The sequence below is a fragment of the Streptomyces physcomitrii genome, assembly GCF_012273655.1.
Lineage (GTDB): Bacteria > Actinomycetota > Actinomycetes > Streptomycetales > Streptomycetaceae > Streptomyces > Streptomyces physcomitrii.
The window spans coordinates 124,765-143,911 of the sequence record NZ_JAAWWP010000001.1 but is presented as its reverse complement, the minus strand read 5'-3'; the positions used below and the strand labels follow the sequence as shown (position 1 = coordinate 143,911).

The window sequence follows — 19,147 nt, the reverse complement described above, 5'->3', positions numbered from 1 at the left end:
TTCATCCCGTACGCGCACGCATGGAGGCACAGATGGCGAAGGTTCCCGCGGCGGTGCTGGCCTCGGCCGGGCTCATCGGTGGGTACGCCACCGCCCGCTTCACCAGGAAGCGGCAGCTCGGCGGGGCCGTGCTCGCCCTCGCCGGGGCCGCCGCCGCGAACCAGTGGCGGGAGCAGGCCGGCGGGAAGGCCGCGGGTGCGCTGACCGCCGCCTACCTGGGCGCCTTCGGGGCCTCGCATCCGCTGGCGAAGAAGATCGGGGCCTGGCCCGCGGTGTTCTCGGTGGCCGGTGCCGTGGCCGCCGCCTCCTGGGCCGTCGCCGACCGGCGGGGCTGAGGCGCCCGCAGCCACCGGGGCATCCCCACCAGGCCGGGACCGGTCCGGACCCGCGCGCTCCTCACCAAGTCGGGACCGGGCCGGGCCCGTGTGTTCCTCACCAGGCGGGGACCGGGCCGGACCCACGTGCTCCTCACCAGGCCGCGACCGGACCGGACCCGCGCGCTCCTCACCAAGTCGGGACCGGGCCGGGCTCGTGTGTTCCCCGGGCCCGCGGTTCAGTCCTCGCGGTGGGTCAGCACGTTCACCACGCGGCCGCCCGGGTCGCGGACGAAGAAGCGGCGGACGCCCCACTCCTCGTCCCGCAGTTCGCGGACGATCTCGGCGCCGCGCGCCGTGACGGCGGCGTAGACCGCGTCCACGTCCTCGACCTCGACGCTCAGCTCGGGGACGACGGGGGCGGTGCGCTCCTCGGTGAAGAAGGAGATCTGCGCGGTGGGGTTGGCGGGCGAGGCCATGGTGACCACCCAGTCCATGTCCATCACCTCCTCGAAGCCCAACAGGCCGTAGAACGTGCGGTGCCGGTCCGTCGCGGCGGTCGAGCCGGTGTGCAGATCGGGCATGATGCGGCGGATGGTCATCGCTGAGGTCTCCTGCCTGCGGTGGCGGTCGGTCGGCTGCGGTGCCGGGGGCTCCGGGGTCCAGTGTGGCCCGGGTCGCGGGCCCGGGCCCGGCCGGGCGGGTCAGCGCGGCCCGGTGGCGCCGCGGAAGGTCGAGCGGTAGGCGCCCGGTGAGACGCCGAGGGCGCTCTGGAAGTGCTGGCGCATCGAGGCGCCGGTGCCGAAGCCGCAGGTGGCGGCGATGCGGTCGACGGTGTGGTCGGTCTCCTCCAGGAGGGCCCGGGCCCGGTCCACGCGCCGCTGGGTGAGCCACTGGACCGGGGTGAGACCGGTCTCCTCACGGAAGCGGCGGCTGTACGTCCGTACGCTCATGCCGTCCCGGGCGGCGAGGGCGGCCAGCGTCAGCGGTTCGCCGAGGTGGTCGAGGGCCCAGGCCCTGGAGGCGGCGGTCGAGGTCGACTCCGGTTCGGTGACCGGGCGTCGGATGTACTGGAGCTGGCCGCCCTCGCGGTGCGGGGGCACCACCGTGCGGCGGGCGGCGCCGGTGGCGACGGCGGCGCCGTGGTCCCCGCGGATCATGTGCAGGCAGAGGTCGATGCCCGCGGCCTCGCCCGCCGAGGTCAGCACGGCGCCCTCGTCCACGTAGAGGACGTCCGGGTCGACGGTGACGTACGGGAAGGCGCGGGCGAAGCGGTCGGTGGACTGCCAGTGGGTGGTCGCGCGGCGGCCGTCGAGCAGGCCGGCGGCGGCGAGGACGAAGGATCCCGTGCAGATCGAGGCGAGCCGCCCGCGCCCCGCCGCCTCGGTCAGGACCTCGGCCAACTCCCCGTCCAGAGCGCCGGGTCGCAGGGTCTCGTCGAGTTCGTGGGAGGCCGGTACGAGGACCGTGTCCGCCGCCCGTACCGCCTCGAGTCCGTGCGGGGTGTGCAGCGTGAAGTCGACGTCGGTACGGATCGTGCCGGGCTCGGGGGCGCAGGTCACCACCTCGTAGAGCGGCGCGTCCGCGGCGTCCCGGGCCGCGCCGAAAAGCTGGTGCACCAGGCCGAGTTCCATCGGCAGCACACCGTGGCGGACGAGGACGGCGACCCGGTGCCGGGGACGGGAATCCCTCCGGTTCGCGGCCGGGGTCCGCCGGGTGGGAGTACGCGCAGCCATGGCCAGATTCTTGCATATCTCGGCCATCTGGCCACTGCCGGGGAGGGGCGGCCCGGGCGCACGCTCGTCGCATGACCAGGCACACCACCTCCGACAGCACCGCCGGCGTCACTTCTTCCGGCGCCCTCGACAGCGCTCCCGACAGCAACGACACCGGCTGCGCCACCGGTGACGGTGCCACCGGCGAGCGGGCCGCCCGGGGTCACCTCCGCACCGCCGCCACCCCCACCGGCGACCGTGCCCGCCCCCGCCCCGAGCGCCAAGCCCTCCCCTGGCTCATCGCCGCGCTGGCCGCGCTCGCGCTGATCACCGCCGGGGCCGCCGGGACCCTGGCCGGGCTCCTTGTCGGGCCGCTGCACCGGGAGTTCGGCTGGTCGCGGTCGACGATCGGGGCGGGGAGCCTGGTCAGCCTGGTGATGTACGGGGCCGGCGCGCCCTTCGCCGCGGCGCTGATGGACCGCTTCGGGATGCGCCGGGTCGTCTCCGGCGCCCTCGGCCTCGCGGGCACCGGGGCCGCGCTCACCGCGACCATGGCGGCGCCCTGGCAATTCGCCCTGTACTGGGGGCTGTTGGTGGGCCTCGGTTCGGGTGCCGCCGCGCTGGCCTTCGCGGCGACGGTCGCCGAACGGTGGTTCGCGCGCCGCCGGGGACTGGTGACCGGCATCCTCACGGCGGCGGGAGTGGTGGGCCAGTTCGTCTTCCTGCCGGTGCTCGCCGGGGTGATCGGCGCCCACGGCTGGCGGGCGGCGGTGCTCGCCGTCGCGGTCGCGGCCCTCGGCACCGGCGCTCTGGTGCTGCTCTTCCTGCGGGACCATCCGGCGGATGTGGGTCAACGCCCGTATGGGGCAACGGAGTTCGTGCCGCGCCGGGCGCCGGAGCCGGGGGCGGCGCGGCGGGCCGTGCGGGTGCTCGGCGGCGCGGTGCGCAGCGGGCCGTTCTGGCTGCTCGCGGGGAGCTTCGCGGTCTGCGGGGCCTCGACCAACGGCGTGATGTGGAACCACTTCGCGCCCGCCGCCCATGACCACGGTATGCCGGTGCCGCTCGCCGCCTCGCTGCTCTCGCTGGTCGGGATCTTCAATGTCGCCGGGACCGTGGCCTCCGGCTGGCTCAGCGACCGCCTCGACGTCCGGCGGCTGCTCGCCTCGTACTACGCGCTGCGCGGGCTGTCGCTGTGCGCGCTGCCGCTGCTGCTCTCCGCCAGTGCGCGGCCCCAACTCCTGGCGTTCATGGTGGTGTTCGGGCTGCTCGACGTGGCCACGGTGCCGCCGACGATCGCGCTCTGCCGGGAGCGGTTCGGCGCCGACGCCACCGTGGTCTTCGGCTGGGTCGGCGCCGCGCACCAGCTCGGCGCGGGCCTGCTCGCCCTGCTCGGCGGCGCCGCCCGGGACGTCTTCGGCAGCTACGACCCGATGTGGGTGGCGACCGGCGCCCTCTGCGCGGCGGCGGCGATCCTGGCGCTGGCGGTGCCCCGCCCTCGCCCCGGCTCCCGCGCCTGAGGCACGGGCAGGGGGGCACCCCGAGCGCGTACGTACCGCTCAGACAGCCGAGAGCGGCTTGGCGATGTCCTCCAGGCTGCGCTGCTCGGCGCGTACCGCGAGGAAGGCGGCGACCAGTCCGGCCAGGCACATCAGACCGGCGCCGAGCTGGAAGGCGAGGACGGTGTCGCCGACCTTTCCGGACTCGGTGAGGTCGGCGAAGATCAGCGGGCCGGAGATACCGCCCGCGGCCGTGCCGATCGCGTAGAAGAAGGCGATGGCCATCGCCCTGGTCTCCATCGGGAAGATCTCCGAGACGGTGAGATAGGCGCTGGAGGCACCGGCCGAGGCGAAGAAGAGGACCGCGCACCAGCAGGCCGTCATCGTGGTCGCGTCCAGCGAGCCGCGGTCGAAGAGCCAGGCCGTGCCGAAGAGCAGGATGCCGGAGAGCAGATAGGTGGAGGAGATCATGATCCGGCGGCCGAGGGTGTCGAAGAGCTTGCCGAGGGCGAGCGGGCCGAGGAAGTTCCCGGCGGCGATCACCGCGAAGTAGTAGCCGGTGTTGCCGGAGGGCACGTCGAAGAAGGTGGTCAGGATGGCGCCGAAACCGAAGGTGATCGCGTTGTAGAGGAAGGCCTGCCCGATGAAGAGGGAGAGGCCGAGGACGGCGCGCTTGGGGTACGTACCGAAGACGGTCCTGGCGATCAGGCCGAAGCCGACGCTCTTGCGCTGGTGGATGGTGAGCGCGGGACCGGGCTCGGGCAGCGTGCGGCCGTGCTCCCGCTCCACCTCGCGCTCCACCGAGGAGACCAGTTCCTCGGCGTGCTCGCCGCGGCCGTGGATGAACTGCCAGCGCGGGCTCTCCGGCACATGGCGGCGCACGAGCAGGATCACCAGTCCGAGGACGACGCCCATGGCGAAGGTGAGCCGCCAGCCGAGGTCCTTGGGGAAGATCGCGGTGTTCAGGGCGACGACGGAGAGCAGGGAGCCGCCGACCGCGCCGAGCCAGTAGCTGCCGTTGATGATCAGGTCGACGCGGCCGCGGTACTTGGACGGGATCAGCTCGTCGATCGCCGAGTTGATGGCCGCGTACTCGCCGCCGATGCCGAAGCCGGTGAGGAAGCGGAAGAGGAAGAACCACCAGGCGTCGAAGGAGAGCGCGGTCATCGCGGTGGCGGCGAGATAGACGGCGAGCGTGACCATGAAGAGCTTCTTGCGGCCGTAGCGGTCGGTGAGCCAGCCGAAGAAGAGGGCGCCCGCGCAGGCGCCCGCGACATAGAGGGCGGCGGCCAGGCCGGTGATCTGCGCGGAGGTGATGTCCAGGCCGCTGCCGTCCTCGGAGAGCCGGCTGGCGATGTTGCCGACCGTGGTGACCTCCAGGCCGTCCAGGATCCACACCGTGCCCAGGCCGATCACGATCATCCAGTGCCATCGCGACCAGGGCAGCCGGTCGAGCCGGGCCGGTACGGCGGTGGTCACGGTGCCGCCGGACGGGTCACCGGGTCCGCCGCCGGACGGATCGCCCAGGCCGCCGGCGGACCGGTGGCCGGAACCTGGCTCGGATGTCTCGGACATGGCTCCCTCTTCCTGCACGCTTCCCTGCACGCGGCGACCGGAGCGCGCCTTGCGGCCCCCGGCCGGACGGTCATCCGGTTCGGGTGCCCGTTCTGCGGTACCGGATGCCCGCTCCGCGGCGGGCCATGAGCACCGGCTCGGTCCGCCGTGCGCGCGGGGCTCCGCCGCGGCTTACCAGCCTGCCGGTACGGGGGGATTTCGGCCTGTCGGCCGGGTAGGGGGTGCGGCATCCGGGGCGTACGGGGCGGGGGGGTACCCGGTCCCCTGGCCGCGCTCGGGGCGGGCCGGTGCGCTCGGGGCGGGGCGGTCCTCCCGGCGCGGGCAGGTCCCGTCGGAGGCGGGACGGCCGCGTCAGAGGCGAAACGGCTTCGCCGGACGCGGACCGGTTCCGTGACGCGGGCCGGTTTCGTCAGACGCGGGCCGGTCCCGTCAGGATCGCGCTCGCGACCACCTCGAAGAGGTGACCGGCGCTCGGCGCGAAGGAGGGCTGGTCCCCGAGCCAGGCGAGCGCGGCGATCAGCGCGAACAGCTCGTCGCCGTCGAGGTCGCCGCGCGCCGTGCCCGCGGCCTGGGCGCGCTCCAGGAGCCGTGCGCCGGCCGCGCGCAGGGTGGTGCAGGAGGCGTGCAGCGCGGAGTCGGGGTCCTCGATGGCGGCAGCCATCAGCACGGTCACGCCCCGGTAGGTCGTGGTCCAGGAGACGCAGTCGCGCAGCCAGGCCAGCAGCGCGTCCTCGGCGGACCCCGAGGCCGCCAACTCCTCGGCCCGGGCGGTCAGTTCCTCGAAGCTGGTACGGAGCAGGGCGTCGAGCAGCGCCTCGCGGGTCGGGAAGTGCCGCAGCAGGGTGGCGAGCCCGACGCCCGCCCTGCGCGCGAGATCGCGCATCGAGGTGTCCACGCCCTGCTCGGCGACGGCCTCGCGCGCCACGGTGAGCAACTGGTCCCGGTTCTTCCTGGCGTCCGCCCGCATCCACACCCTCCCGGCCTCCGGAACCGCGCCTCGGCCGTACTTCGGCGAGGCCGCGATTGACGATCCGGATCAGTGGTCCATATATTCGGTTCAGTGATCCGGATAAACGGATCGCCGATCCGTTCAGCGTACCCGCCCCGAGGGACCAGGAGACACCGATGCCGACACCCACCATGAAGGCGATCCGGCTGCACGAGTACGGCGGCCCCGGGGTGCTGCGCCTGGACGAGGTGCCGGTGCCCGAGCCCGGTCCGGGCGAGGTGCTCGTCCGGGTGCACGCGGCCGGTCTCAACCCTCCCGACTGGTACGTACGCGAGGGGATGCCCGGGGTGCCCGAGGAGTTCAGGCCGCCGTTCGCGCTGCCCCTGGTCCCCGGGACCGATGTCTCCGGCACCGTGGCGGCCGCGGCCCCCGATGTCCCCGGCTTCGCGGTCGGGGACGAGGTCTGCGGACTGCTGCGCTTCCCCGACTCCCTCCAGGGCGGCGCCTACGCCGAGTACGTCACCGCTCCGGCGGCCGACCTCGCCCGCAAGCCCTCCGGGGTCAGCCACGTCGACGCCGCCGCGCTGCCCATGTCGGGGCTGACGGCCTGGCAGTTCCTGATCGACCTCGGGCACGACCACCCCTCGCCGTTCCAGGAGGCCCGGCACCGCCCGGCGGCCCTCGGCACCGGGACCACGGTGCTCGTCAACGGCGCCGCCGGGGGCGTGGGGCACCTCGGTCTCCAGCTGGCCAAGTGGCGGGGCGCGCGCGTGGTCGCCGTGGCCTCCGGTCCCCATGAGGCCTTCCTGCGCGAGCTGGGCGCCGACGCCTTCGTCGACTACACCGCACAGCCACCCGAGGAGGCCGTCCGGGACCTCGACCTGGTCCTCGACACCGTCGGGGGCCCGCACAGCCGGCGCTTCCTGCGCACCCTCAAGCGCGGCGGATCGCTCTACCCGGTGTACTTCGGGGAGTTCGACGAGGCGGAGAACGCGCGGCTGGGGATCACCGTGACGGGCACCCAGGTCCGCTCGAACGGCGCCCAACTCGCCGAACTGCTCGGCCTCGTGGAGGCGGGCACCCTCCGTCTCGCGATCGAGGGCACCTTCCCCCTCGCGGACGCCCCGGCGGCGCACGAGCGGGCGGCGCGGGGCCACCTCCGGGGCAAGATCGTGCTCACCGTGACGGAGGACTGACCCGGCCGCCCGGGACACAGGCGCCGGCCCGAGCAGGACCGGCTGCCGACCCGAGCAGGGCTACCGGCCCCGGGGCCGGCGGTCTCAGGCCCCCAGCCCCCGCGAGGCCGCGTAGATCACCAGCCCGGCGAGGGAGCCCACCACCGTGCCGTTGATGCGGATGAACTGGAGGTCGCGGCCGATGTGGGCCTCGATCTTGCGGGTGGTCTGCTCGGCGTCCCAGCCCGCGACGGTCTCGGTGATCAGGGAGGTGATCTCCCGCCGGTAGGTGGTGACCACGTAGACGGCGGCGCCCTCGATCCAGCGGTCGACCTTCGCCTGGAGCCCGGCGTCCGCCGCCATCCGGGAGCCGAGCGAGAGGAGGGCGGCGCGTACCCGCAGGCGCAGTTCGCTGCGCTCGTCCTCGGCCGCCGCGACCATCATGGCCCGTACCGAGGACCAGGCGGAGGCGATGAGGTCCTGCACCTCGTCGCGGGCCAGCACCTCGCTCTTGAGGCGTTCGACGCGGGCCCGGGTGTCCGGGTCGGTGCGCAGATCGGCGGCGAAGTCGGTGAGGAAGCGGTCCAGGGCGCCGCGCGCGGGGTGGCCCGGCATGTCGCGCATCTCGGCGAGAAAGCGCAGGAGTTCCTTGTAGACGCGCTCGCCGACCCGGCGGTCCACGAAGCGGGGCGTCCACCCGGGGGCGCCGCCCTGCACCGCGCCCATCACCGAGTCGCTGTGCACCTCAAGCCAGTCGTGGGCGTGGACGCAGATCAGGTCGACGACGCGGCGGTGGCCGCCGTCGGTGACGATCCGCTCCAGCAGGTCGCCGAGGCCGGGGGCGATCTCCTGGGCGTCGGCGCGGCGGGTGATGGCCTCGCCGACGACGGCCTGCACATCGGAGTCGCGCAGCACGGCGAGGGCGCCGCGCAGGGCGGTGGCGAGTTCGGCGGTGACCCGGTCGGCGTGCTCGGACGCGGCGAGCCAGGCGCCGAGCCTGCTGCCGATGCCGACGGCCCGCAGCCGCTGGCGTACGACCTCCTCGGAGAGGAAGTTCTCGCCGACGAACTCGCCCAGGGAGACGCCGAGTTGGTCCTTCTTCGTCGGGATGATCGCGGTGTGCGGGATGGGCAGGCCGAGCGGGTGGCGGAAGAGGGCGGTGACCGCGAACCAGTCGGCGAGCGCGCCGACCATGCCCGCCTCCGCCGCCGCGGCCGTATAGCCCGCCCAGGCACCGGCGCCCTGGTGCTCGGCCCAGGTGGCGAGGGCGTAGACGACGGCCACGCCGAGCAGCAGGGCGAGGGCCAGCGCCTTCATCCGCCGTACCCCGCGGCGGCGTTCCTCGTCCGCCGCGCTGTCTGTGAATCCGCTCACAGGTGTGGTCGGTACTCCGCCCGGGGCGGGCTCCCTCTCGGCCGTTTCATCCACTTTCGCGCGTTCCGTTCGCTGGGCAGTACCGCAGGTCCCGCCCGCATTGTGCCCTGCCGGGGATACGGGTGGGATCCATGGGGCGCCCGGCTGCGTCTGGTGGGAGGGGGGACGAAGGCGTCCTGATCAATGCCGCATCATGGATCCGTACCAGCACCGCGGATCCGCACCGGAGCCGCCGTCACGGGGCCCTGGGGCTCAGGCACTTCGCCCCCGCACCGCCGCCCCCGCGGGCCCGGTGCACCACCACCGCACCGGAGCACCCGCTCCCCTGTCCGAGGAGACCGCACCGCATGACCAGGCGCCACGGTTATGCCTCGCTCGCCGCCATCGTCGCCGTGGTGGTCGTCGTCTCGACGGCCATCTACCTCGGCGTCTCCCGGAGCGCGGACGGCGAGCGGGACACCCTGGCCGGTTCGGGCGGCGGCGCGAAGAACCCGGCCGCGCCCGCCTCCACGGCCTCCTGGGTGAGCAGTTGGTCCGCCTCGCCGGTGGGCGGCGAGCCCGGCACCGCGGTCCGCGGACTGGCCGGCACCTCGCTGCGCAACCTCGTGCACACCAGCGTCGGCGGCTCCGGCGCCCGGGTCACCCTCTCGAACCTCTTCGGCCGCGGCCCGCTGACGATCTCGCACGCCTCGCTCGCGCTCGCCGCGGGCCCGGACTCCGCGACTGCCGCCCCCGGCACCATGCGCCGCCTCACCTTCCGCGGCAGCCCCCGGTTCGTCATCCCGGTCGGGCGCCAGGTGGTCACCGACCCGGTGCGGCTCGCCGTCCCGCACGACGCCGACGTGCTCGTCAGCACCTACTCACCGGCCCCCGCCGGTCCGGTGACCTACCACCCGCACGCCCGGCAGACCTCCTTCGCGGCCCGCGGCGACCACACGGAGAACCCGGACGGCACCCCGTACACCGCGCGCACCGACCACTGGCGCTACGTCACCGCGCTCGACGTGCTGACCCAGACCGCCAACGGCACCGTGGTCGTCCTCGGCGACTCCCTCACCGACGGCATCAGCTCCACGCCGGACGCCAACCACCGCTGGACCGACTTCCTCGCCGAGCGGCTGCGCACCGAGAACGGCGCCCCGCGCTACGGCGTCGTCAACCAGGGCATCAGCGGCAACCGGATCCTCACCGACGGCCTCGGGCGCCCCACGTTCAACCCGAGCGGCCTCTCCCGCTTCGAGCGGGACGTGCTCGGCCGAAGCGGCGCCAGGGCCGTGGTGATCGTCCTCGGCGTCAACGACATCCTGCGCACCCCGCACGAGACCGACCCGGCCCGGATGGCCGAGGGCCTGCGGGAGTTGACCCGCAAGGCGCGCGAGCGCGGGCTGCGGGTGATCGGCGCGACCCTGATGCCCTTCAAGGGCCACCGCGGCTACCAGGACACCCTGGAGAACACCCGCCGGGGCCTCAACAACGAGATCCGCGCCGGCCGCGTCTTCGACACCTACGTCGACTTCGACAAGGCCGTACGGGACCCCTACGACTGGCGGCGGCTGCGCCCCGAGTACGACAGCGGCGACCACCTGCACCTGAGCGACGAGGGCTACCAGCGGATGGCCCAGTCCTTCAACCTGGCCCAGCTGCGCAAGGGGACGGAACCGGCGCGGCTCTGACCGGGACCGGACCGGCTGCGAACGGCGCGACTGCGACCCGGCGCGGCCCCGACCGCCACGGCTGGGGGCACGCCGCCCGGACCGCCCGGACCTGCGGCCACGTGGAACACCCCGGCGAGCGGGCACGCGGAACAAGCGGACGAGCGGAGACGCGGAGCGGAGGACGACGGCATGGGCAGGCTGCACGTACAGGAGTGGGGGCGGGGCGAGCGGGTGGCCGTGCTCGTCCACGGGATGACGACGGACGCGGGCTCGTGGTGGCGGATGGGCCCCGAACTGGCCGAGCGGGGCTACCGGGTGCTCGCCCCCGACCTGCCGGGGCACGGCGAGAGCCCCCGCGGCGCGTACACCCTGCGCGGGATGGGCGAGGCGCTGGCCGAGTCGGTTCCCCGGGGGCCGGAGCTCGCCCTCGGCCACTCGCTGGGCGGCACCGTGCTCGCCTACGCGGTGGAGCGGCTGCGGCCCGCCCGTGCCGTCTACGAGGATCCGCCGTGGGGCGCGCCGCCCGGCCCCGAGGTGGCCGCCTTCCTCGACGCCCAGCGCGGCTGGACCCTGGAGCGGCTGGCCGCCTTCCACCCGGGGTGGCCCGAGCAGGCGGTCCGGGAGAAGCACCGGGGGCTGTCCCGCTGGGACCCGGCGACCGTGGAGGTGGCGCGGGAGTACCCGGGGCGGCGGAGGACACCGCCGCCCGGCCCCTCGCTCGTCCTGGCCGGTGACCGGCAGCCGATGATCGACGAGGCGCTCGCCGGACAGCTGCGTACCGAGGGCTATGAGGTACGGGTGGTCGCCGGGGCGGGGCACAACATCCACAACGACGACGGGGACGGTTTCCTCGCCGCGCTCGACGGGTGGTTGTAGCTCCCGGACCGGGTGGTACCGGGTGGTCACCGGGTGGCGGTGGATCCACCGGACCGGGTGGTTGCGGGTTCCGGCCCGGGTGGTTGCAGGTCCCGGACCGGGTGGTTGCCGGGTCCCGGGTCGGCCCCGGCTCCCCTCAGCCGTCCCGGCGGCGGTCGCGCCGGTCCCCGCGGTCCCTGTCCAGGCCGGCTCGGCGGTCCGTACGGTCCTTCGTCAAGTCGGCGCGGCGGCCTTCCAGTTGGTCGTGGCGGTCCGCCTGCCGGCCCTCCAGTTCGGCGCGGCGGGCCTCGCGGCGGTCCAGGCGCTCGGCGCGGCGCTCCTCGCGCAGCCGGAGCTTCTCGGCGCGGCGGAGCTTGCGTTCCACGCCGACGCCGCCCATCAGGGAGAAGCCGGTGACCGTGACCTGCGGGGAGCCCGGGGTGCCCTGGCCCCCGGCGGCGTCGCCGAAGCCGCCCATGATGCCGATTCCCGTGACGCGTACGGTCAGTTCGGGCGGGACGGTCACATGGACGCCGCCCATGACCGTGAAGCAGCGGATGACCGCCTCGTCCGCCTCGAAGTCGGCCTCGCGCAGGTCGATCTCGCCGCCGCCCCAGACGGCGAAGGCGGTGAACACCCGGGGCACCGTCCACCGGCCCTTGCGGCTGAAACCGCTCCAGAAGGCGAAGGCGCCCTTGGAGGTGGGCGCGCCGCCGATCCGGTCGGGCCAGTGCACCTCCCCGTCCGGGCGCCCGGCTCCGGCACCCGGCGCCTTGGCGGGCGCGACCGCCCCGGCGCCCGGCAGATCACGGGTCAGCGGCGCCAACTCCCCGTAGGTGCGCGCCCGGTAGACCGCGTCGAGGCGTTCGTCGAACTCCTCCATGTCGAGCCGCCCCTCGGCGACCGCCTCCCGAAGGATCTCGGCGACCCGGTCGCGGTCGGCGTCGGAGGCACGCAGTTCGGGGAGGTCGTCGCTCATGGGGGGCAGCCTACGAGGTCGCCCTGCCCGCGTACATCCGGGCGATGACGGCCTCGATGTCGGGCTCGCGCACCGAGAGGTCGAGCAGCGGGTAGCGGGCGGCCACCTCGGCGACCAGCGGGGCCGCGGACTGCGCGGCCGGGAAGGCGAGCCACTGGCGCGGGCCCTCGGTGCGCACCACCCGCGCCGAGTCGACCTGGATCGGCGGGAGTTCGCGCTCCAGGTCGACGACGAGCAGCCGCTCGCTCTCCCCCGCCTCGTGCAGACCGGCCAGCGCCCCGTCGTACATCAGGCGGCCGTGGTCGATGACCATCACCCGCCGGCAGAGCTGCTCGATGTCGGTGAGGTCGTGGGTGGTGAGCAGGACCGTGGTGCCGCGCGCGGTGTTGAGGTCCTTGAGGAAGGCGCGTACCCGGGCCTTGGAGAGCACGTCGAGGCCGATGGTGGGCTCGTCCAGGTAGAGGATCTCCGGGTCGTGCAGCAGGGCCGCGGCGATGTCCCCGCGCATCCGCTGGCCGAGCGAGAGCTGCCGGACGGGGGTGTCCAGAAGGGCGCCCAGTTCGAGGAGTTCGACGCAGCGGTCGAGGTTCTCCCGGTAGCGCGCGTCGGGGATGCGGTACATCCGGTGCATCAGGCGGTACGAGTCGAGCAGCGGCAGGTCCCACCAGAGGGTGGTGCGCTGGCCGAAGACGACGCCGATGCGGCGGGCCAGGCGGGTGCGCTCCCGGGCCGGGTCGATACCGGCGACGCGCAGCCGCCCGGCGCTCGGGGTGAGGATGCCGGTCAGCATCTTGATGGTGGTGGACTTGCCCGCGCCGTTCGGGCCGATGTAGCCGACCATCTCCCCGCGCGCGACCTCGAAGCTGAGCGAGTCGACCGCCCGTACCTCCCGCTTCTCCCGCCGCAGCCGCCGCCCGTTCCTGCGCCGCACCTCGAAGACCTTCTCCACGCCGTCGAGCCGGATGAGGGCGGGGGCGGCGGCGGGCGCGGCGCTCGGTGCCGGGGCGGTGGCGGGTGCCGCGGGGGCGGGTGCCGCGGGGGCGGTCGCGGCGGCGGTCGGTGGTGGGACGGCGGTCGGCGGCGGGGCTGCCTGGGGCCCGTCGGCGGCTTCGGCGGTCATCTGGTTCTCAACTCCCGGTACTGCGGTACGAGGTGAGGCCCGCGCGCCAGGCGAGTCCCGCGAGGGCGCAGCAGGCGAGGGCGACGAGCGGCGGGGTGAAGGCGAGCCAGCCGGGCAGCCCGAGGGGGTAGTCCCGGCCGAGGATGTACAGCGCGGGCAGCCAGCTCACGAAGGCGAGCGGCACCACGCAGGTCACCGAGCGCAGCAGGTCCTTGCCGAAGACGGTCGGCGGGTACTGGAGCAGGGTGACCCCGCCGTAGGTGAAGGAGTTCTGCACCTCGGCGGCGTCCTGCGCGAGGAACTGGAAGGCCGCCCCGCAGACGAACACCGCCCCGAAGATGACCGACCCGCTCAGCAGCATCAGCGGCACCATGAGCACCTTCAGCGGGGACCAGTCCACGTCCAGGACCCAGAGGGCGTAGCCGAGGATCAGCAGTCCCTGGGTGATCCGGCCGAGCCGCCGCAGCGCGAAGCGGTCGGCGGCGACCTGGGCGAGCACCGGCACCGGCCGCACCAGGAGGGTGTCCAGGGTGCCGTCGCGCACCCGGCGCCCGAGCCGGTCCATGGAGCCGAGCAGCAGGTCCGCGATGCCGAAGGCGGTCCCGGCGCTGCCGTAGAGCAGGGCCACCTCGGGCAGTTGGTAGCCGCCGAGCCGGTCTACCTGCGAGAACATCAGCAGGATGGCGACGAAGTCGAGGGCGGTCGCGGCGAAGTTGCCGAAGAGGGTCATCGCGAAGGAGGCCCGGTAGGCCATGGTGGAGCGGATCCACATCGCGCAGATCAGGCCGTAGGCGCGCAGCCCCTGGAGCAGCCGGGCGCAGGGGCCGGTCTTCTCCGCCTGGGGCCCAGCCCACTCCCAGGGCTCCGCGGGCGGGGCGTGCCGGACGGACTCGGCGGACGCAGCGGACTCGGCGGACTCGGCGGACTCGGCGGACTCAGCCACCCTGCACCACCACCCGCCGGGTCGCCACCGTCTGGAGGAGCCGGCCCAGGGTGAGCAGGGCCGCCGCCCAGCCGAGCTGGAAGGCGTAGCCGGAGAGCAGGGCGGCGCCGGTGCGTTCGCCGAGCAGGACGTCGGCGGGCAGCTGCATCAGCGAGGCCCAGGGCAGCAGCCGGGCGATCTCGCCGAGCAGTCCGGGGAACACGTTCAGCGGCAGCAGCATGCCGGAGAAGAAGATGCCCGTCAGCCAGGCCATCTGGGCGACCCCGGCGCCGTCCATCAGCCAGAAGGCGGAGAGCGCCACCAGGAACCGGATCGCGAAGCTCACCAGGAGCCCGAGCAGCGCCGCGCCCAGGAAGGCCAGCCAGCGCAGCGGATCCGCCGGGAGCGCCAGGTCGAAGACGAGGGCGCCGAAGAGCATCGGCACCAGGCCCCGGGCGAGCAGGTGGAAGAGGCCCCGGCCCAGGTCCCCGGCCAGCCACCACAGTTGGAGGTCGGCGGGCCGGTAGAGGTCGATCGCCACGTCCCCGCTGCGGATCCGCTCGATCAGCTCGTCCTCGAAGCCGCCGCCGAGCACCGCCATCACCATGTGCAGCGACTGGCCCAGCCAGACGTACGTCAGGGCCTGCGCCTGGTCGTAGCCGCCGAGGCCGGGGCGCTGGTCCCAGAGGGCGAGATAGGTGTAGGCGAGGATCAGGCCGAAGACGGTGTTGGTGAACACCCCCGCCGCCGTCGCCGTCCGGTAGGTCGCATGCCGCCGGAAGCCCCCGCGCGCCACCGCGCCGTAGAGCCGGACCGACCCTGTCACCGCTCCCCCTCACCCCGCCGCCACCGGCCGTTCGGCACCAAAGCGCCCGAGCCTAGCCCCGCCCCTCCCCGGCCGCCACGCGTTTTTTCCGGGAGCGCCCGAGCGGCGCCCTCCGGAACGCGGGCCGGGAGCCGCGGTGCGAGAGTGTCCCCACAGGCGCGTAAGCGACATACAGCGCAGAACCGGCAATCGGGAGTTCAGTGCGACATGGGCGACGACGAGCCGCAGCACCGCGAGAGGCGTGAGACGACGGGGGCACCGGGCGGGTCACCGGGGGACGCGCCGGGCTGGGCCCCGCGCACCGCCGCGGACGGCGGGGCCGGACCCGGGAAGCGGTCCGCGGGCCCCGGCCGGCGGACCCGTACCGGCCGGCGGCGCTTCCTGCCCAGCCTGCGCCTCGTCCTCGGCGGCTTCATCGGCGTGATCCTGCTCGGCGTCGCGGGCTTCCTGACCGGCTACCTCACCGTCGACATCCCGGACGCCAACGCGAACGCCACCGCCGAGAGCAATGTCTACCTCTACGCCGACGGCGGCCAGCTCGCCCGCGACGGCGACGTCAACCGCGAGAACATCCCGCTCGGCCAGGTCCCCGAGCACGTCCAGCACAGCGTGCTCGCCGCCGAGGACCGCGACTTCTACGAGGAGTCGGCGGTCGACCCCCAGGCGATGGTGCGCGCGGCCTGGAACACCGCCACCGGCAAGGGCCGCCAGTCCGGCTCCACCATCACCCAGCAGTACGTGAAGAACTACTACCTGGGCCAGGAGCAGACCGTCACCCGCAAGTTCAAGGAGTTCTTCATCTCCATCAAGCTCGACCGGGAGCAGAGCAAGCAGGAGATCCTCCAGGGCTATCTGAACACCAGCTTCTTCGGCCGCAACGCCTACGGCATCCAGGCCGCCGCCCAGGCCTACTACGGCGTCGACGCCGCCCATCTGACCACCGCCCAGGGCGCCTACCTGGCCTCCCTGCTCAACGCCCCCAGCGTCTACGACGTCGTCGCGCACCCGGAGAACACCCGGCGCGCGGTGGCCCGCTGGAACTACGTGCTCGACGGCATGGTCCAGCAGAAGTGGCTCAGCCGCACCGAGCGCGCCGGGCTCAGCTTCCCGGTGCCGCACCGGGCGAAGAACACCATCGGCACCGGCATGGCGGGCCAGCGCGGCTACATCGTGCGGGCGGTCAAGGAGTACCTGCAGAGCAACGACATCATCAGCGAGAAGGAGCTGGCCACCGGCGGCCACCGGATCACCACCACGCTCCAGCGGGGCAAGCAGAACGCCCTCACCGAGGCCGTCGACGAGCAGCTGCTCTCGCTGCGCGACAGCGACCGGCCCGAGGACCGCAACGTCCGCGCGGGCGGCGTCGCCCTCGACCCCGCCGACGGCGATGTGGTGGCGATGTACGGCGGGGTCGACTACACGAAGCAGTACGTCAACAACGCCACCCGGCGCGACTACCAGGTCGGCTCCTCCTTCAAGCCCTTCGTCTTCACCGCGGCCGTCGAGCACCGCGCGCGCACCCAGGACGGCCGCCGGATCGGCCCGCACACCAAGTACGACGGCACCAGCTCGCGCACCGTCCAGGGCTGGAGCGGCGAGCGCTACGCGCCCGAGAACGAGGACAAGAAGTCCTACGGGCAGCTCTCCGTGAAGCAGGCCACCGACAAGTCCGTCAACGCCGTGTACGCGCAGATGGCCGCCGACGTCGGGCCGCAGAAGGTCCTGGACACCGCCGTCGCGCTCGGCATCCCGCGCACCACCCCCGACCTCACGGCCTCGCCCTCGCTCGCGCTCGGCACCGCCACCGCGAGCCCGCTCGACCTCGCCCAGGCCTACGCGACCCTCGCCGACCACGGCGAGCACCACCCGTACACCCTGGTCACCAAGGTCGCCAAGAAGGGCGAGAAGACCCGCGAACCGGCCCGACACAAGCCCCGGCAGGCGGTCAGCCGGGCCTCCGCCGACACCACCACCGCGGTGCTGCGCGGCGTCGTCGAGGGCGGCACCGGCACCGCGGCGCAGAGCGCGGGCCGCCCCGCCGCGGGCAAGACCGGCACCGCGGAGGAGGACACCGCGGCCTGGTTCGCCGGGTACACCCCCGACCTGGCCACCGTGATCACCGTGATGGGCCAGAACCCCGCCTCGGGCTCGCACACCCCGCTGTACGGGGCGCTGGGCCAGGCCCGCATCAACGGCGGCGGCTATCCGGCCGCGATCTGGGGCCAGTTCACCGAGGCCGCCCTCGAAGGCCGCCCCGCCAGGGCCTTCGACCTGCGCCTGGCCCCGGGCGCCACCAAGCCCGACCCCTCGGACTCCGGCAGCGCCTCGCCCTCCCCCAGCGAGGAGGGCGAGGAGAACGGCCGCGAGGACGGGTACGGCGACGGCGAGGAGCAGGAGGAGGGCACCCGGGAGCCCGGCACCGAGACCCCCGGCACCGAGGACCCGGGCACGGACGACCCCGGCACGGACGACCCCGGCACCGCGGAACCCAGCCAGGAGTACGGCGAACCGCGGGACGAGGCGGGCAGCGGCGAGAGCGAGCAGCGGTCACCCGAGACCCCGGCGGGCGGCTCCCAGCCCTTCTGGCGCCCGGAGCGGCTGCGCTGACCACCGGGTGGGCCCCCCGGGCACGGCGACGGGGCCGGTGAGCAACTCACCGGCCCCGTATGCCACTTGCGCCATCGCGGCCGGGCTCGCGGTCCGCTTCCAACCCCCGGGGGAGGCCGCCCTCAGGAACGCAGCACGGCTCCCCCGGGTCAGGAACGCCGCACGGCTCCCCCGGCAACCTCGCGGCTCACAGACCGGGCCCCGTACGGCTCACAGATAGAGCCCCGTCGAGTCCTGGGAGCCCTCGAAGCGGTCGGCGGCCACCGCGTGCAGGTCGCGCTCGCGCATCAGCACGTAGCCGACGCCGCGCACCTCGACCTCGGCGCGGTCCTCCGGGTCGAAGAGCACCCGGTCCCCGGCCTCCACGGTGCGGACGTTCTGCCCGACGGCGACGACCTCGGCCCAGGCGAGGCGCCGGCCCACCGCCGCGGTGGCGGGGATCAGGATGCCGCCGCCGGAGCGCCGCTCGCCCTCGGCGGTGTCCTGCCGCACGAGCACGCGGTCGTGCAGCATCCGGATGGGGAGTTTGTCGTCCTGGCTCTTCTCGCTCACGCCCCGCAACCTACCTGTCCGGGCCGCGCCGGGACCCCGCGGGTCAACGCCTGCCGCGGCGCACGACGACCAGCGAGGTCAGCCCGACCACGACCACCGCCGCCGGGATCACCCGCTCCAGACGCGGGGCGCCCTCCTCCGAGACGAACTGGCCGCGCACCGAGGACACCACGCGGTTCGCGGTCACGTACGCGCGGCCGAGGGTGTGGTCGACGCGGGCCGCGAACGAGGCCTTGGCGTCGCCGATGATGGTCTTCGGGTGCACTCGCACACCGATCTCGTCGAGCGTCTCGGCGAGCGTCGCCCGACGCTGCTCGATGTCCGCCTCGATCTGCGTGGGAGTCCTGGCGTCCGACACCGGGCTGCCTCCGTGGTCGTTGTCCGAAAGTTCTCTTCCCAACAGTCTGTCAGCTCCACCGCCGCCGCACCCCACGGCACCCCTGAATGCCCGGCGTACCCTCGACGCGTAACCAGCCCCGGGGACCCGAAACCCCGTTCCGCGAGGAGTACGAGCAATGAGCGAGCGCCTCACCACCGGCGACACCGCCCCGGACTTCACCCTGCCCGACGCCGACGGCAAGAGCGTGTCCCTGGCCGACCACCGGGGCCGCAAGACCCTCGTGTACTTCTACCCGGCCGCCCTCACCCCCGGCTGCACCAAGCAGGCCTGCGACTTCACCGACAACCTCGAACTCCTCGCGGAATCCGGCTACGACGTCCTCGGCATCTCCCCCGACAAGCCGGAGAAGCTCGCGAAATTCCGCGAGAAGGAGAACCTGAAAGTCACCCTGCTGGCCGACCCCGACAAGTCCGTGCTCACCGCCTACGGCGCCTTCGGCGAGAAGAAGCTGTACGGAAAGACGGTCACCGGAGTCATCCGTTCCACCGTGGTCGTGGACGAGGACGGAAAGGTCGAGCGCGCCCTCTACAACGTCCGCGCGACCGGCCATGTGGCGAAAATCCTCAAGGACCTCGGCATCGCCGCCGACTGAGTCCGCCGCGCCGATGGACCGCAAAACCCGCAGGCCGGGCC

General features: G+C 73.9%; 17 protein-coding genes and 1 pseudogene. 7 read left to right on the top strand and 11 right to left on the bottom strand.

Going from position 1 to position 19,147, the window contains the following annotated elements; all coding sequences use genetic code 11:
- Positions 1-32 precede the first annotated feature (32 nt).
- Positions 33-335, top strand: a complete 303-nt coding sequence (locus tag HFV08_RS00640) for a hypothetical protein (protein ID WP_168534736.1) — start codon at positions 33-35, stop codon at positions 333-335.
- Between the two features lie 218 nt (positions 336-553).
- On the opposite strand, the gene HFV08_RS00635 is transcribed toward HFV08_RS00640, so the two are convergent.
- Positions 554-916, bottom strand: a complete 363-nt coding sequence (locus HFV08_RS00635) for a VOC family protein (RefSeq protein WP_040249096.1) — start codon at positions 914-916, stop codon at positions 554-556.
- Between the two features lie 102 nt (positions 917-1,018).
- The gene (locus HFV08_RS00630; RefSeq protein ID WP_281373112.1) at positions 1,019-2,050 is read right to left on the bottom strand and encodes a GlxA family transcriptional regulator; all 1,032 of its coding nucleotides are present in this window, start codon (positions 2,048-2,050) and stop codon (positions 1,019-1,021) included.
- A gap of 71 nt (positions 2,051-2,121) precedes the next feature.
- Between HFV08_RS00630 and HFV08_RS00625 the strand changes: the two genes are divergently transcribed.
- A complete protein-coding gene (locus HFV08_RS00625; RefSeq protein WP_168534732.1) occupies positions 2,122-3,546 on the top strand; it encodes an MFS transporter in 1,425 nt (474 codons plus the stop codon).
- Positions 3,547-3,585: 39 nt separating this feature from the next.
- Here the strand turns inward: HFV08_RS00625 and HFV08_RS00620 are convergent, their stop codons facing one another.
- Positions 3,586-5,100: an MFS transporter gene (locus tag HFV08_RS00620; protein WP_168534730.1), complete on the bottom strand. Its 1,515-nt coding sequence runs from the start codon at positions 5,098-5,100 to the stop codon at positions 3,586-3,588.
- A 409-nt stretch (positions 5,101-5,509) separates the two neighbouring features.
- Positions 5,510-6,067: a TetR/AcrR family transcriptional regulator gene (locus HFV08_RS00615; protein WP_168534728.1), complete on the bottom strand. Its 558-nt coding sequence runs from the start codon at positions 6,065-6,067 to the stop codon at positions 5,510-5,512.
- Positions 6,068-6,225: 158 nt separating this feature from the next.
- Here HFV08_RS00615 and HFV08_RS00610 point away from each other — a divergent pair, with 158 nt between their 5' ends.
- Entirely contained in the window at positions 6,226-7,245 is a 1,020-nt protein-coding gene (locus tag HFV08_RS00610; RefSeq protein WP_210429697.1) for an NADP-dependent oxidoreductase, read from the top strand.
- A gap of 84 nt (positions 7,246-7,329) precedes the next feature.
- Here HFV08_RS00610 and HFV08_RS00605 read toward each other — a convergent pair whose 3' ends face one another.
- Positions 7,330-8,598: a DUF445 domain-containing protein gene (locus HFV08_RS00605; protein WP_312885250.1), complete on the bottom strand. Its 1,269-nt coding sequence runs from the start codon at positions 8,596-8,598 to the stop codon at positions 7,330-7,332.
- Between the two features lie 347 nt (positions 8,599-8,945).
- On the opposite strand from HFV08_RS00605, the gene HFV08_RS00600 reads away from it, so the two are divergent.
- Together HFV08_RS00600 and HFV08_RS00595 are read left to right on the top strand one after the other, a co-directional pair.
- Positions 8,946-10,271, top strand: coding sequence for an SGNH/GDSL hydrolase family protein (locus HFV08_RS00600; RefSeq protein WP_168534726.1), 1,326 nt, complete (start codon positions 8,946-8,948; stop codon positions 10,269-10,271).
- A gap of 171 nt (positions 10,272-10,442) precedes the next feature.
- A complete protein-coding gene (locus tag HFV08_RS00595; protein ID WP_168534724.1) occupies positions 10,443-11,129 on the top strand; it encodes an alpha/beta fold hydrolase in 687 nt (228 codons plus the stop codon).
- Positions 11,130-11,265: 136 nt separating this feature from the next.
- Here HFV08_RS00595 and HFV08_RS00590 read toward each other — a convergent pair whose 3' ends face one another.
- From HFV08_RS00590 to HFV08_RS00575, 4 genes and pseudogenes are all read right to left on the bottom strand, one after another.
- Positions 11,266-12,087 carry a DUF1707 SHOCT-like domain-containing protein gene (locus tag HFV08_RS00590; RefSeq protein ID WP_168534722.1) on the bottom strand — a complete coding sequence of 274 codons (822 nt, stop codon included), beginning with the start codon at positions 12,085-12,087 and terminating at the stop codon, positions 11,266-11,268.
- 10 nt (positions 12,088-12,097) lie between these two features.
- Positions 12,098-12,949: pseudogene (locus tag HFV08_RS00585) on the bottom strand (ABC transporter ATP-binding protein); the annotation flags it as partial.
- Positions 12,950-13,214: 265 nt separating this feature from the next.
- Positions 13,215-14,150, bottom strand: coding sequence for an ABC transporter permease (locus HFV08_RS00580; protein ID WP_312885247.1), 936 nt, complete (start codon positions 14,148-14,150; stop codon positions 13,215-13,217).
- Positions 14,143-14,955 (bottom strand): ABC transporter permease, encoded by an 813-nt coding sequence (locus HFV08_RS00575; protein WP_312885246.1) that lies wholly within the window; start codon positions 14,953-14,955, stop codon positions 14,143-14,145. The genes HFV08_RS00580 and HFV08_RS00575 overlap by 8 nt, the downstream gene beginning before the upstream one ends.
- 207 nt (positions 14,956-15,162) lie before the next feature.
- Between HFV08_RS00575 and HFV08_RS00570 the strand changes: the two genes are divergently transcribed.
- Positions 15,163-17,562 carry a transglycosylase domain-containing protein gene (locus HFV08_RS00570; RefSeq protein ID WP_246341415.1) on the top strand — a complete coding sequence of 800 codons (2,400 nt, stop codon included), beginning with the start codon at positions 15,163-15,165 and terminating at the stop codon, positions 17,560-17,562.
- Between the two features lie 210 nt (positions 17,563-17,772).
- Here the strand turns inward: HFV08_RS00570 and HFV08_RS00565 are convergent, their stop codons facing one another.
- Together HFV08_RS00565 and HFV08_RS00560 are read right to left on the bottom strand one after the other, a co-directional pair.
- Positions 17,773-18,075 carry a GroES family chaperonin gene (locus HFV08_RS00565; RefSeq protein ID WP_107071489.1) on the bottom strand — a complete coding sequence of 101 codons (303 nt, stop codon included), beginning with the start codon at positions 18,073-18,075 and terminating at the stop codon, positions 17,773-17,775.
- An 82-nt stretch (positions 18,076-18,157) separates the two neighbouring features.
- Positions 18,158-18,472: a DUF3618 domain-containing protein gene (locus tag HFV08_RS00560; RefSeq protein ID WP_312885244.1), complete on the bottom strand. Its 315-nt coding sequence runs from the start codon at positions 18,470-18,472 to the stop codon at positions 18,158-18,160.
- Positions 18,473-18,629: 157 nt separating this feature from the next.
- Between HFV08_RS00560 and bcp the strand changes: the two genes are divergently transcribed.
- Positions 18,630-19,106 carry a thioredoxin-dependent thiol peroxidase gene (gene bcp / locus HFV08_RS00555; RefSeq protein WP_168534717.1) on the top strand — a complete coding sequence of 159 codons (477 nt, stop codon included), beginning with the start codon at positions 18,630-18,632 and terminating at the stop codon, positions 19,104-19,106.
- The last annotated feature ends 41 nt before the right edge of the window (positions 19,107-19,147 follow it).

What these genes read in the sequence shown, in the direction of transcription:
- HFV08_RS00640 (WP_168534736.1), top strand. Translation starts at nt 33, where the DNA reads ATGGCGAAGGTTCCCGCGGCGGTGCTGGCCTCGGCCGGGCTCATCGGT.
- HFV08_RS00635 (WP_040249096.1), bottom strand. Translation starts at nt 916, where the DNA reads ATGACCATCCGCCGCATCATGCCCGATCTGCACACCGGCTCGACCGCC.
- HFV08_RS00630 (WP_281373112.1), bottom strand. Translation starts at nt 2,050, where the DNA reads ATGGCTGCGCGTACTCCCACCCGGCGGACCCCGGCCGCGAACCGGAGG.
- HFV08_RS00625 (WP_168534732.1), top strand. Translation starts at nt 2,122, where the DNA reads ATGACCAGGCACACCACCTCCGACAGCACCGCCGGCGTCACTTCTTCC.
- HFV08_RS00620 (WP_168534730.1), bottom strand. Translation starts at nt 5,100, where the DNA reads ATGTCCGAGACATCCGAGCCAGGTTCCGGCCACCGGTCCGCCGGCGGC.
- HFV08_RS00615 (WP_168534728.1), bottom strand. Translation starts at nt 6,067, where the DNA reads ATGCGGGCGGACGCCAGGAAGAACCGGGACCAGTTGCTCACCGTGGCG.
- HFV08_RS00610 (WP_210429697.1), top strand. Translation starts at nt 6,226, where the DNA reads ATGCCGACACCCACCATGAAGGCGATCCGGCTGCACGAGTACGGCGGC.
- HFV08_RS00600 (WP_168534726.1), top strand. Translation starts at nt 8,946, where the DNA reads ATGACCAGGCGCCACGGTTATGCCTCGCTCGCCGCCATCGTCGCCGTG.
- HFV08_RS00595 (WP_168534724.1), top strand. Translation starts at nt 10,443, where the DNA reads ATGGGCAGGCTGCACGTACAGGAGTGGGGGCGGGGCGAGCGGGTGGCC.
- HFV08_RS00590 (WP_168534722.1), bottom strand. Translation starts at nt 12,087, where the DNA reads ATGAGCGACGACCTCCCCGAACTGCGTGCCTCCGACGCCGACCGCGAC.
- HFV08_RS00570 (WP_246341415.1), top strand. Translation starts at nt 15,163, where the DNA reads ATGGGCGACGACGAGCCGCAGCACCGCGAGAGGCGTGAGACGACGGGG.
- HFV08_RS00565 (WP_107071489.1), bottom strand. Translation starts at nt 18,075, where the DNA reads ATGCTGCACGACCGCGTGCTCGTGCGGCAGGACACCGCCGAGGGCGAG.
- bcp (WP_168534717.1), top strand. Translation starts at nt 18,630, where the DNA reads ATGAGCGAGCGCCTCACCACCGGCGACACCGCCCCGGACTTCACCCTG.